The organism is Streptomyces daghestanicus (assembly GCF_020521275.1).
GTDB classification, from domain to species: Bacteria; Actinomycetota; Actinomycetes; order Streptomycetales; family Streptomycetaceae; genus Streptomyces; species Streptomyces griseoviridis.
The window spans coordinates 384749-396875 of the sequence record NZ_BNDX01000008.1; the positions used below are offsets into that span (position 1 = coordinate 384749).

Genomic DNA, 12127 nt, shown 5'->3' on the forward strand with positions numbered 1-12127 from the left:
GGGCCGGTGTCCGCCCAAGGGCACGGACGCCGGGAGGCGGCAGCGCCCTCAACGGCTGGGGTGCTCGCACGCCGTGGGAGAGGCGGCGTCCGGGGCGGAAGCCGCGCGTGTCTCGCGGCGGGTGCCGACGGCGGGCGCCAGGAAGACCGCCACGGCCACGAAGGCGAGCACGACGGTCATCGCGGTACGCAGGCCGTAGTGGTCACCGAGGAACCCCAGCCCCGGGGGTCCCACGAGGAAGGCGACGTAGCCGATCATCGCCACGAGGCTGACACGGGCGGCCGAGTCCGGGCCGGAGTCCCCGGCCGCGGAGAGGGCCAAGGGGAAACCGAGCGAGGCGCCCAGACCCCACAGGAGCACGGCCACACCGGCGAGGACGGCGTTGTCGGAGAAGACGACCACGGCGAGGCCCAGGGCGGCGGAGACCGCGCTGGCACGGACGACGGGCGCACGGCCGAAGCGGTCGATGAAGAGTCCGCCGCCGAAGCGGCCGATCGTCATCGCGGCGGCGAATCCCGCGTAGACGGCGGACCCCAGGGCCGGGTCCATGCCGTGCCCGTCGACCATGAGCAGCGGCAGCCAGTCGTTGGCCGCCCCCTCCGCCAAGGCCATGGTGAGCACGATGCCGCCGATCAGCAGCAGACGCCGGTCCTTCCAGGCCGCGGGCCGGCGGGACCTGCCCCGACCGCCGGCGCGTCCGCCGGCGGGTGCCCGGCCCACGCCGTGCGGGATGGCCCGCAGGGCGTGGGCGAAGACGGCGACGGTCACGGCGGCGACGGCCGCCAGGTGCCAGTGCGCGGGGAAGCCGACGGCGGTGCACAGGATGCCGATCGAGGCGCCCACGACGGTTCCGAGGCTGAAGAAACCGTGCAGCGTGGGCAGGACCGTACGGCCGGTGATCCGCTCGACCTCGGCGCCGTCGATGTTGACCGCCACCTCGCTGCCGCCCATGCCCGCGCCGAACAGGAAAAGCCCTGCCGCGACGGCCGGCGCGGACGACCACAGCGTTCCCCCGCCGATCACCCCCATGCCGAGGATGACGAGGGCGGTTCCCCCTCCCATCACGGGCCGGGTCCCGAACCTGGCCACCAGCGCGCCGGAGCCGAGGACGCCGAGCATGGAGCCGACGGAGAGACCGAACAGGACGATCCCCATCTCCGCGGTGGAGGCGCCGAGCCGGTCCCTGATGTCGGGTGTGCGCGTCACCCATGAGGAGATCGACAGGCCGGGCATGAGGAAGAAGAGGAACAGCGCGGTGCGGCGGCGACGCGTGGCCAGGTCTGTCACTACGGGTTCGATCCAGACGTGAGACGACCACGGATGCGGGTCACCCGGGCGAGTACGTACGAACGTACATCCCGGAGGAGATCATAGGAAGGGGGCACCCTGCCGGGACCGCTCGCGCGAGGCCGTCGCCGTCGTGTCGTCGCGGCCCGGCGCCGGGCCGCACCGCCCCCCCAGGGGCGCGGCATCAGCTCGCCGAGCCGTGTGGACGAAGGCGTACGGCCTCCCCGGCAGGGGCGATGACGGCCTATCCGGCCAGGGCCAGGACGAGGGGGAGCACGTCCCCGGCCCCGGCCTGGCGCAGGAGGCGCGCGCCGACGGCCAGCGTCCAGCCCGTGTCGCTGTAGTCGTCGACCAGCAGGACCGGACCGGGCGTGGCGGCCAGGGCGGCGGCGAGTCCCTCGGGCACGGTGAACGAGGCGGCCAGGGCGCGCAGCCGCTGGGCGGAGTTGCTCCGGTGCGCGGCGTGCTCGTCGGCGTGCTCGGTGCGGGCCAGGCTGCCCAGCAGCGGGAGCCTGCCGACCCGGGCTACCCCTTCGGCCAGGGAGGCGACCAGGCGGGGCCGGGAGCGGGAGGGCACGGCGACGACACCCACGGGCCGTGGCACCCGGCCGGGAGAGCCCTCGGCCCAGCCGCCCGGCGACCGTGCCCAGTCCGCCAGCACGGTCACGACGGCGGCCAGCACGTCGTCCGGGACCGGCCCGTCCGGCGCCTGCGCGGCCAGGATCGGCCGCAGCCGGTTGCCCCAGCCGATGTCCGACAGCCTGCCCAGCGCGCGGCCGGTCGACGCCTGCTGCCCCGCGGGGATACGGCCCTTGAGGTCCAGGCCCACCGCGGCCAGCCCCGTCGGCCACATCTTGCGGGGTTCGAGCTCGACACCGGGGCGGTCCAGTTCCCCCGTGGCCGCCGCGAGGGCACCGGCGGAGACGCCGGGGTCGATCCAGGGTCCGGCGCAGTTGTCGCAGCGGCCGCAGGGAGCCGCCTTCTCGTCGTCGAGCTGCCGCTGGAGGAACTCCATCCGGCACCCCGTGCCCGCCACGTAGTCCCGCATGGCCTGCTGCTCCGCCGCGCGCTGCCGCGCGACCCACGCGTACCGCTCCGCGTCGTACGTCCACGGCTGCCCGGTCGCCGTCCAGCCGCCCTTGACGCGCTTGACCGCCCCGTCCACGTCCAGGACCTTGAGCATCGTCTCCAGCCGGGAGCGCCGCAGATCCACCAGCGGCTCCAGTGCCGGCAGCGACAGCGGGCGACCCGCCTCGCGCAGCACCGCCAGCGTGCGCCGCACCTGTTCCTCCGGCGGGAAGCCCACCGACGCGAAGTACGCCCAGATCGCCTCGTCCTCCCGCCCCGGCAGCAGCAGTACGTCCGCGTGGTCGACTCCCCGCCCCGCTCGCCCCACCTGCTGGTAGTACGCGATCGGCGACGAGGGCGACCCCAGGTGGACCACGAAGCCCAGGTCGGGCTTGTCGAAGCCCATCCCGAGCGCGGACGTGGCGACCAGGGCCTTCACGCGGTTGGCCAGCAGGTCCTCCTCCGCCTGCAACCGGTCGGCGTTCTCCGTCTTCCCCGTGTAGGACGCCACCGCGTGCCCGCGCTGTCGCAGGAACGCCGCGACCTCCTCCGCCGCCGCCACCGTCAGCGTGTAGACGATCCCGGAACCCGGCAGGTCCCCGAGCCGCTCCCCCAGCCACGCCAGCCGGTGCGCCGCGTCCGGCAGTTCCAGCACGCCCAGCCGCAGGCTCTCGCGGTCGAGCGGTCCGCGCAGGACCAGGGCGTCGCCGCTCCCCGTGCCCAGCTGCTCGGCCACGTCGGCGGTCACCCGCGCGTTCGCGGTCGCCGTCGTGGCCAGCACCGGGACACCCTGCGGCAGCTCCGCCAGCATGGTGCGCAGCCGGCGGTAGTCGGGCCGGAAGTCATGGCCCCAGTCGGAGATGCAGTGCGCCTCGTCGACCACGAGCAGGCCGGTGGTGGCCGCCAGCTCGGGCAGTACCTGATCACGGAAGTCCACGGAGTTCAGGCGTTCGGGGCTGACGAGCAGCACATCGGTCTCCCCTCGCTCCACCTCCCCGTAGACCGCTTCCCACTCCTCCGGATTGGCCGAGTTGATCGTGCGCGCCCTGATCCCGGCCCGCTCCGCCGCCTCGACCTGGTTGCGCATCAGCGCGAGCAGCGGCGAGACGATCACGGTCGGGCCGGCGCCCCGCCTGCGCAGCAGGGCGGTGGCCACGAAGTACACCGCCGACTTCCCCCAGCCGGTCCGCTGCACCACCAGCGCGCGCCGGTGCTCCTCCACCAGGGCCGACACCGCCTGCCACTGGTCCTCTCTGAGCCGCGCGGCGCCACCGGGGCTGCCGACCAGCTCGGCGAGGACGGCGTCGGCTTCGGCACGGAGCTGCGGATTGTCCATGCCCCCATGCAACCCGATCCCACTGACAGTCGGCGAATCCGCGGGATGCCCGCTCGCCCGTGGCAGCCGTGGCGACGGCCGCCCCGCGGCAACGGTGCGGCGAGGACCGGGGAGCGGCGGTACGGCCCGTCCCGGACCGCGGGCACCCGGCTCCGCGGCACGCGCGCGTGCCGATTCCGTGGACACCATGCGTCACGGGCGGAAGCCATGGGTAGGGATATAAAACACACATCACCCGATAACGGTCGACGGCTCCAATTGCTCGTTGCCGCAACCAGGTTCGACAGGAAGAATTGGACTCCGCTCCCCGCACGGCACGGCCGTGATCCGGCAGGGCTTCACTGCGGTGCGCGCCCCCGAATCCGACCCCTGCCCGCGATGTGGGCGCGTAGCCGAAGGGAGGAACGTGACCTTCGGATTCGCTCCGTCCTCGGCCGCGTCGTTGTCGCCGTCCACCGTTTCCGCCACCCGTGTACTGGAACCGGCGGAGTGGGCCGCCGCCGGCATCCCGCTGCTGCGCAGCCCCCGGGAGATCGTCAGCGGACTGCACGCGCGCCATCGTCCCAGGCCCGCCACCACCATCGTGGCCGTGCTGGACCCGGACGAACGCCTGCGTGCCAGCGCCTCGTTCACCAGCCGGCCGGCCGCCGACGGCTGGCTGTACCGCAATGTCCTGCTCGCGCAGCTCCGCCGGGTCATCCCGCACGACCTCCGCCGCCGCACGCCGGTACGCACCGCGGTGCTGCTGCGCTGCCGCGACGGCGACGCGCGCTGGACGGAGGAGGACGGGGCGTGGATGTGGGGCCTGCGGGACGCCTGCACCCTGCACGGCCTGCGCTGCGGGGCGTACATCACGCTGACCCGCGACGGCTGGCAGGTGTTCGGCGAGGGCCGGGGTGGGCGCCACCCCGACTCCGCTTCCGAGCCGGAGCCGTTCGCCACGTCGGAAGCGCCCGTCCCGCTGCCCCGTACGGGCGGCGCGGCGTCCGAGATGCTGCGCCGGGCGGCGGCTCGCTGACCGTCACGGCACGGTCCCGTACGCCTGCGGCCGCAGTCCCGACGGCCGGCAGTCCGGCCGAGCGGGCGAAGCGAGGACGACTTGCCCCGACGCCCCGGCCCCAGCCTCGCGCGGCACGCCGGCGCGGAGCACGCGAAAGCCGCCGCCGTACGGCTGCCGTACGGCGGCTCCTTCGCCACTCCGGCGCGGACCCGGCGCGAGGGAACCGGCTCAGGCCTTCGCGCCCAGCACCCCGTTGATGCGCTGCGGGTCGCCGCAGACGATCAGCAGGGCGCCGGCACGCTCGTGGGCCAGCGACAGCGCGGTGGCGGCCGCCGCTTCGGGACCGCCGTTGACCGCCACGACGACCACGGGCCGCGAGGTGGCACGGCCGGCGGTGGCGGCGTCCGCGTAGAAGACGTCGTCACCGGCGTCGTGCTGGGCCCAGTAGGCGGCCTCACCGAAGGACAGTTCGTGGGTGGCCCACGGGTGGGGGTCGCCGGTGGTGAGCACCAGCACGTCACCTGGGGCGCGGCCCGAGTCCAGCAGCAGGTCCACGGCCTCTTCGGCGGCGTCGAGGGCGCCTTCGACCGAGGCCGGGATCAGCTGGATCTGCGGAGTGGCCGAGGCCGCCGCGGGGGCGGGCCCGGCCGGAGCCGCGTCGCGGGGGGCGCGCTGCACCGGAGGCGTGGGACGGAGCGGACCGGGACGCCCGGGACGCGGCGGGGCCACGGGGCGGGGACCGGGTACGGGGCGGGGGGTCGGCGCGGTGCGGCCACTGGCCGGAGTGGCGCGGGGACCCTGGGCACTCTCGTGAATCTGAGGCTCCTCGGGAATGAGAGGCATGAGCTGATTTTTATCAAACGTTGGTGCGGTTCGCGTCAGCGGGTGGCACGGACGCACGGACGGCAGCGTCAGAAGTCGAAGCCGAGCTGACCCTCGATCTCCGGACCGCTTCCCTCCGCCGAACTGCGGACCTTCTTGAGGTGCCGCCACTGGGGCAGCGCATCAAGATACGCCCACGACAACCGGTGGTACGGGGTGGGGCCCCGCTCCGCCAGTGCGGCCTTGTGCACGGGCGACGGATACCCGGCGTTGTCCGCAAAACCGAAGTCTGCATGGTCGATACCCAGTTCGGCCATCATTTTGTCGCGCTGGACCTTGGCGATCACCGAAGCCGCCGCGACCGCCACGCACGACTGGTCGCCCTTGATCACCGTACGGACCCGCCAGGGCCTGCCCAGGTAGTCGTGCTTGCCGTCGAGGATGACCGCGTCCGGCCGCACCGGCAGGGCCTCCAGGGCGCGGACCGCCGCGAGTCGCAGCGCGGCCGTCATCCCGAGGCCGTCGATCTCCTCGGGAGAGGCGTGCCCCAGGGCGTACGACGTCACCCAGGCCCGCAGTATCTCGGCCAGCTCGCCCCGCCGCTTGACGGTGAGCAGCTTGGAGTCGGTGAGGCCCTCCGGCGGTCGGCGCAGACCGGTGACCGCGGCGCAGACGGTGACGGGACCCGCCCACGCGCCGCGCCCCACCTCGTCCACCCCGGCGACGATCCTGGCTCCGGTCGTGGCGCGGAGAGAGCGCTCGACGGTGTGGGTAGGCGGTTCGTACGGCATGGCGTTCATAGACTACGCCGCGCCCGACCGCCGTCGGCACCCCGGTTCCCCCGGTGACTCCCGCCCCTCGGCCGCCCCCTCACCGGTCGCCGCCGGTGCTCTCGGCGGCCGGCGTGGCCCCGGCCGGCCCGCCGGTCCATCCAGCCGTCGCCAGGCGCCGTCAGGCGCCGTGCGGACGCAGCAGCGGCACCATCAACTGGTCGATCATCGTCTCTATCTCCGGGTCCGACCATTCGCAGCCGCACACCTTCGACCGGTACATCATCATCGCCGGGACCGCATCGAAGACGCAGCCGTTCGCCGCGTCGGAACGCACTTCGTTCCGTTCGATCCCCCGCTCGATGACCTCACGCAACAGTGTGAGAGTGGGCTCGACGACGCCGTCCATGATCACCGCGTGGAAGCGCTCCGCCTGCACGGTGTCGCACTCGTGAATGACCGAGCGCAGGGCGAGCCCGGGCCGGGAGAACATCGCGTCGCGGGCCCGCCGGCACAGCGCGAGCAGGTCCTCGCGCACGCTGCCCAGATCCGGCGCGGTGTCGAAGGCCGGCAGTCCGGAGCGCAGGGCGTCCGCGACGAGGTCCTCCTTGGAGGGCCATCGCCGGTAGACGGCGGCCTTGCCGGTCTGGGCCGCGGCCGCCACGCCCTCCATGGTCAGCCCGTTCCAGCCGACGGTGCCGAGCTGGTCCAGCGCGGCGTCGAGGATCGCGCGCTCCAGCACCGCGCCGCGTCGGCGAGAGGCCGTCCGAGCGGAGACGGGCTCCCAGGGCGAAGTAGTCATGCAACTGCCTCCAGGGGCATAGGAAGCGGGATTCCTGCAGGTGGGCGGAGGTGCCGTGGAGCCGCTAGGGGGACAGGCCACACGACACGGGCACAGTGAACGGTTGCGTTCACTGTCCGGCAGTCACTACCGTCGTCGTGACAGTGAACGTCAGCGTTCACTATGGACTTCGTGGGGGATTCACTGTGACCACCTCTCCGTTGATACGAGAACAGAAGCCGGAGCCGGTCCGCCGGAACCAGCGGCCCGGCATCGCACTCGCCGTCATCGCGGCCTGCCAACTCATGGTCGTGCTCGACGCGACGATTGTGAACATCGCGCTCCCGCACATTCAAGACGCCCTCAGCTTCAGCACCACCGACCTCACCTGGGTGGTCAGCTCCTACACCCTCACCTTCGGCGGTCTGCTGCTCCTCGGCGGGCGGGCCGGGGACATCCTCGGCCGGCGCCGGGTCTTCATGACCGGCATCCTGCTGTTCACCTTCGCCTCGCTGCTCGGCGGGTTCGCCCAGGAGCCCTGGCAGTTGCTGGCCGCGCGGGTGCTCCAGGGAATGGGCGGCGCGATCGCGTCCCCCACGGCGCTCGCGCTCATCACCACGACGTTCCCGGAGGGGCCGGAGCGGAACCGGGCCTTCGGGGTCTTCGCCGCCGTCTCCGCGGGCGGCGGCGCCATCGGCCTGCTGGCCGGCGGCATGCTCACCGAGTGGCTCGACTGGCGCTGGGTGCTCTTCGTCAACGTGCCGATCGGTGTGCTGATCACCGTACTCGCCCCGATGTTCATCAACGAGTCCGAGCGGCACTCCGGCCGCTTCGACATCGCCGGCGCGGCGACCTCGACGGCGGGCATGGCCACCCTGGTGTACGGCTTCATCAGGGCGGCGGACGAGGGCTGGCGGGACAGCCTGACCATCGGCTCCTTCGCCGCCGCCGTGGTCCTGCTGCTCACCTTCGTGCGGATCGAGTCCCGGGCCAGGGAGCCGATCACGCCGCTGCGGATGTTCACCGACCGCAACCGCTCCGGCACGTATGTGATCATGCTGAGCCTGGCCGCCGCGATGTTCGGGATGTTCTTCTACATCGTGCTCTTCGTCCAGAACGTGCTGGGCTACACCCCCATCCAGGCCGGGCTCGCCTTCCTGCCGGTCACCGTGGTGATCGCGCTCGGCGCCGGTCTCTCGCAGCGGTTCCTCCCCGTCTTCGGCCCCAAGCCGTTCATGCTCACCGGGACGGCGCTCGCCACGGCCGGCCTCGCCTGGCAGGCACTGATCAGCGCGGACAGCACCTACGCGGGCGGCGTACTGGGCCCCATGCTCGTCTTCGGCTTTGGGATGGGGCTGAACTTCGTCACGCTGACGCTGACTGCGGTCTCCGGGGTCGCCCAGCACGAGGCGGGCGCGGCCTCCGGTCTGCTCAACACGGCGCAGCAGGTCGGCGGGGCGCTCGGACTGTCCATCCTGACGACCGTGTTCGGCACGGCGAGCAGGAACGAGACGGAGAAGCAACTGCCGGACTTCCTCGCCGACGGCTCTGCCGAGCAGCGGGCGGAGTTCGCGCGGACCCACCGGCTTCCGGCGCCCTGGGGGCATGACGTGCTGGCCCAGGGCATCTCCGCGGCCTTCGTCCCGGCCGCCGTGATGGCCCTGCTGGCCCTGGCGACGGCCTGGCTGGTGATCCGGGTCCGCAAGAGCGACCTGGAGGCGCTGTCCGGAACCGCCGGACCCGGCGTCGGGTGAGGAGCCGGGGCGGCCCGGCCGCGGGCGGTCGGCAGGTCTTCCCACGCCCTGCCGGCCCTCGCCCCGCCGGCCCACGCCCGCGCGCCCGTACGCGCTCCACCGCCGCATGCCCCTTCCCCTCCTGACGACTCACCGCACGCCCACAACCCGCTGCCGCCCTGCCGCTCACACGGCAGACGCCTCACGCGGCACTCGTCATGACAACGCCCGAGCGGTCACCGAGAGTTCCCGAATGCACAACGAGATATACAGCGAGTAGTCAAGCGGCCCCTGATCCGCCCTCCGCCGACGGTCAGAGCGCCGCCGTCAGCCACTCCGGCAGCCGCTCGGTCCGCTCCACCCACGCCACCGGCGGCGCCCCCGCCTCCCCTGCGGCGACCACGCCGCCGACGATGGCGCAGGTGGTGTCGACGTCGCCGCCGACCTGGGCCGTGGTCCAGAACGCGCGCTCGTACGCGCCGAGGGCCCGTGCCGCCGACCAGAGCGCGAACGGGACCGTGTCGTGCGCGGACGTACGCCGCCCGCACCCCAGGACCGCCGCCACCGTGGCCGCGTCGTCGTAGTCGAGCAGGTCCCGGGCCCGGCGCAGCCCCGCGCCGACCGCGCTCTTCGCCGGCACCAGGGCGATCACCCCGTCGATCAGCGCCCCGGCTCCCGGCGGGCCGTCGGGCGACGCGGCCAGCGCGGCGGCGGCGGCCACGGCCATGGCGCCGACCACCGCCTCCCGGTGCTGGTGCGTGGGATAGGCGGAGATCTCCGCTTGGTGCGTGGCCTGCTCGGGATCGTCCCCGTACCAGGCGCCCAGCGGGGCGATCCGCATCGCCGCGCCGTTGCCCCACGAGCCCTGCCCGTCGAAGAGGGCGGCCGCGAGTTCCCGCCAGTCACCGCCCTCCCGGACCAGCCGCAGGAGCCGGTTGACGGCCGGCCCGTACCCGCGGTCGGCGTCATGGCGCACGGCGAAGGAGCGCGCCAGCGCCTCCTGGTCGATACGCCCGTGGGCGGCGAGCACCGCCACCACGGAACAGGCCATCTCCGTGTCGTCCGTCCACTGCCAGTCCCCGGCGGGCACCTCGTGCCGCTTCAGCAGGGGAAGGTTGACGGGCACGAAGTACTGCGAGCCCAGCGCGTCACCCACCGCCAGTCCGCGCAGACTGGCCAGCGCCCGGCCCAGGCGTTCCTCAGCAGGGGTATGTGCGGTATGTGCGGTCATCCGGCTGCCACCCTCATTCGATCATTCAGTACGGTTCCGGGTCCCGCCAGTGGGAGAAGGGGCGGTCGAGCCGGTATCTGCCGTCCTCGCCGAGAACGAGCATCCGGTACTCGCCGTTCCCCGGGTTGGACAGCGACTCGAACTCCGCGACCGTCCAGTGGAACCAGCGCATGCAGAACAGCCGCATGGCCAGGCCGTGCGTCACCAGCAGCACGTTCGGCGGGTGGTCGGGCTCCTCGAAGCTGCGGAAGAGGCTCTCCAGGAAGCCGCCCACCCGGTCGTACACGTCGGCACCGGACTCGCCCTGGGCGAAGCGGTAGAAGAAGTGCCCGTAGGCGTCCCGGTACGCCTTCTGGCGACGTACGTCCTCGCGGTCCTGCCAGTTGCCCCAGTCCTGCTCCCGCAGCCGGGGCTCCTCGCGCACCCGTATCAGCTCGCTGTCGAGGTGGAAGGCGCGCAGGGTCTCGTGGGTCCGCCGGTAGGGGGACACGTACACGCTGACCCGCTCCCGGCCGAACAGCTCGCGCAACTCCTTCCCGGTGTCCCGGGCCTCCTGCCGGCCCCGCTCGGTCAGTCCCAGGGCGTGGTCGGGTTCGCGCTCGTACACGGAATCGTCGAGGTTGCCCGTCGACTCGCCGTGCCGGACAAGGACGATGCGCCGTGGTCGTGCCATGCCAAGACCCTAGATCGCGCCGGCCGGCGCCGAGCACCCGGGCGGGCTCCATACGGCGTAGGTCACACACGCACGCTCCGGCTCACACGGTCCAGGAGGGCTCCAGCTCCACGACGTCCCCGGTCAGGGCCTCGACATCGGCCTCCGTCTGGGCCCGCAGGGCGAGCCGCTCGATCCGCTCCTCGCGGTACTTGCCGTGCTCGGCGGCGGCCTGCCACATCGACAGCACCAGGTACTCGTTCCCCGGCGCTTCGCCGAACAGGCCCCGGATCATGCCGGGCGACCCGGCCATCGCCGGGTTCCAGACCTTCTCCTGCATCAGGGCGAAGTGCTCGGCGCGCTCCTCGTGCACCCGGCAGAGGGCGACCCGCACCAGGTCGGCGTCGGTGAAGCGGGGTTCGAAGCCGGTCTTCACGTCGAAGCGGTGGTCGAAGAGGCGGGTCCTGGCGTTCTTGAAAGTGCCCGACTGCGCGGCGGCCAGCCGGTCGTGGGAGCGGGCCATGAACGAGTCGTAGAAGGTACGGCTCTCCCAGAAGGTGAAGACGTGCGCGACGTCGGGGCGTATCCGGCTCCAGCCGCCGCCCTGCCCTCGGAAACCCGGCTCCCCCGGAAGCCCCGCCCACTTCCGCTGCCCCCGCTCGAAACCGCGGCGGTCCACCACGGTGCAGCGAATCCACTTGACCAGCACCGCGCCATGGTAAGGCCAGGGCCCGCGGCGCGGTCGCCCTTGCGTGCTCCCGCCGTCCACCGCCGCTCCCCCATGCGTGGCAGGATGGACAACCGGCCGTCACTGTTCGGCAGTTGGGGTGGACGGACAGGGCGGGCTACCGGGAAGGGGAAGTGAGTGAACGGCCTCAGCAAGGGGATCAGGAAGGTCGAGGTCGCCCTGAGATGGGACCCGAACCCGTCGGGCGAGCCCCCCGCCGATCTGGACGTGGTGGCCGCGACCTACCTGGCGGAGGCGCCGTACGGCGATCCCGCCTATGTGACGCACTTCGACAGCCGCTCCCCCGACGGCACCATCTATCTCAACCGGGACAGCCAGGACGGCAAGGGCTTCGGCTTCGACGAGGTCATGACCCTGGAGCTGGAGCGGGTCGACGCGCGGTACGCGCGCGTGGTGGTCGGTGTCGTCATCCAGCAGCGCGCCGGCCGGCGGACCTTCGCCGGCGTGACCAGCCCGGGACTGCGCATCCGCGAGGGGTACACCGACCTCGCCTCCTCCGACTTCGGGGACGTCCTGGGGGCGACGGCGGCCACGGTCGCGGAGTTCGTCCGGGACGAGGACGGGGCGTGGGAGTTCCGGGCCGGTGTCCACGGCTACGAGGACGACCCGGCGGACTTCACCCGGGTCATGGGCACGCTGCGCCGCCCCTGAGCGGCCACCGGGCATGAGCAGGGGGCGACGGCCAGGGCCGTCGCCCCC

General features: G+C 73.0%; 11 protein-coding genes. 3 read left to right on the top strand and 8 right to left on the bottom strand.

All coding sequences use genetic code 11. The features are described 5' to 3' along the window. Nucleotides 1–48: 48 nt before the first annotated feature. Complete coding sequence (locus Sdagh_RS11190) at nucleotides 49–1287, bottom strand: MFS transporter (RefSeq protein WP_189420927.1); 1239 nt, start codon at nucleotides 1285–1287, stop codon at nucleotides 49–51. Nucleotides 1288–1531: 244 nt separating this feature from the next. After that, the gene (locus tag Sdagh_RS11195; protein ID WP_189420925.1) at nucleotides 1532–3691 is read right to left on the bottom strand and encodes a RecQ family ATP-dependent DNA helicase; all 2160 of its coding nucleotides are present in this window, start codon (nucleotides 3689–3691) and stop codon (nucleotides 1532–1534) included. A 406-nt stretch (nucleotides 3692–4097) separates the two neighbouring features. Between Sdagh_RS11195 and Sdagh_RS11200 the strand changes: the two genes are divergently transcribed. Next, nucleotides 4098–4709, top strand: coding sequence for a hypothetical protein (locus Sdagh_RS11200; RefSeq protein ID WP_189420922.1), 612 nt, complete (start codon nucleotides 4098–4100; stop codon nucleotides 4707–4709). 210 nt (nucleotides 4710–4919) lie between these two features. Here Sdagh_RS11200 and Sdagh_RS11205 read toward each other — a convergent pair whose 3' ends face one another. The 3 genes from Sdagh_RS11205 to Sdagh_RS11215 all read right to left on the bottom strand — a co-directional run bounded on the left by Sdagh_RS11205 (nucleotide 4920) and on the right by Sdagh_RS11215 (nucleotide 7085). Then, nucleotides 4920–5534 carry a hypothetical protein gene (locus Sdagh_RS11205; protein ID WP_190077958.1) on the bottom strand — a complete coding sequence of 205 codons (615 nt, stop codon included), beginning with the start codon at nucleotides 5532–5534 and terminating at the stop codon, nucleotides 4920–4922. Between the two features lie 68 nt (nucleotides 5535–5602). Beyond that, the gene (gene rnhB, locus Sdagh_RS11210; protein WP_190077957.1) at nucleotides 5603–6304 is read right to left on the bottom strand and encodes a ribonuclease HII; all 702 of its coding nucleotides are present in this window, start codon (nucleotides 6302–6304) and stop codon (nucleotides 5603–5605) included. A gap of 160 nt (nucleotides 6305–6464) precedes the next feature. Further along, nucleotides 6465–7085, bottom strand: a complete 621-nt coding sequence (locus Sdagh_RS11215; RefSeq protein WP_190011134.1) for a TetR/AcrR family transcriptional regulator — start codon at nucleotides 7083–7085, stop codon at nucleotides 6465–6467. A 185-nt stretch (nucleotides 7086–7270) separates the two neighbouring features. On the opposite strand from Sdagh_RS11215, the gene Sdagh_RS11220 reads away from it, so the two are divergent. Further along, entirely contained in the window at nucleotides 7271–8818 is a 1548-nt protein-coding gene (locus Sdagh_RS11220) for an MFS transporter (RefSeq protein WP_229868288.1), read from the top strand. Between the two features lie 292 nt (nucleotides 8819–9110). On the opposite strand, the gene Sdagh_RS11225 is transcribed toward Sdagh_RS11220, so the two are convergent. From Sdagh_RS11225 to Sdagh_RS11235, 3 genes are all read right to left on the bottom strand, one after another. After that, nucleotides 9111–10028, bottom strand: a complete 918-nt coding sequence (locus Sdagh_RS11225) for an ADP-ribosylglycohydrolase family protein (RefSeq protein WP_190077956.1) — start codon at nucleotides 10026–10028, stop codon at nucleotides 9111–9113. A 25-nt stretch (nucleotides 10029–10053) separates the two neighbouring features. After that, nucleotides 10054–10701, bottom strand: a complete 648-nt coding sequence (locus Sdagh_RS11230; protein ID WP_189420910.1) for a histidine phosphatase family protein — start codon at nucleotides 10699–10701, stop codon at nucleotides 10054–10056. Between the two features lie 82 nt (nucleotides 10702–10783). Further along, nucleotides 10784–11389, bottom strand: coding sequence for a YdbC family protein (locus tag Sdagh_RS11235; RefSeq protein WP_189420908.1), 606 nt, complete (start codon nucleotides 11387–11389; stop codon nucleotides 10784–10786). 156 nt (nucleotides 11390–11545) lie between these two features. Between Sdagh_RS11235 and Sdagh_RS11240 the strand changes: the two genes are divergently transcribed. Then, on the top strand, nucleotides 11546–12079 hold the full coding sequence (locus Sdagh_RS11240) for a TerD family protein (protein ID WP_189420906.1): 534 nt from the start codon (nucleotides 11546–11548) through the stop codon (nucleotides 12077–12079). Nucleotides 12080–12127: the final 48 nt, after the last annotated feature.

Excerpts from the sequence above, each read along its gene's own strand:
- Sdagh_RS11230 (WP_189420910.1), bottom strand. The coding sequence starts at position 10,701 with ATGGCACGACCACGGCGCATCGTCCTTGTCCGGCACGGCGAGTCGACG.
- Sdagh_RS11195 (WP_189420925.1), bottom strand. The coding sequence starts at position 3,691 with ATGGACAATCCGCAGCTCCGTGCCGAAGCCGACGCCGTCCTCGCCGAG.
- Sdagh_RS11205 (WP_190077958.1), bottom strand. The coding sequence starts at position 5,534 with ATGCCTCTCATTCCCGAGGAGCCTCAGATTCACGAGAGTGCCCAGGGT.
- Sdagh_RS11225 (WP_190077956.1), bottom strand. The coding sequence starts at position 10,028 with ATGACCGCACATACCGCACATACCCCTGCTGAGGAACGCCTGGGCCGG.
- rnhB (WP_190077957.1), bottom strand. The coding sequence starts at position 6,304 with ATGCCGTACGAACCGCCTACCCACACCGTCGAGCGCTCTCTCCGCGCC.
- Sdagh_RS11215 (WP_190011134.1), bottom strand. The coding sequence starts at position 7,085 with ATGACTACTTCGCCCTGGGAGCCCGTCTCCGCTCGGACGGCCTCTCGC.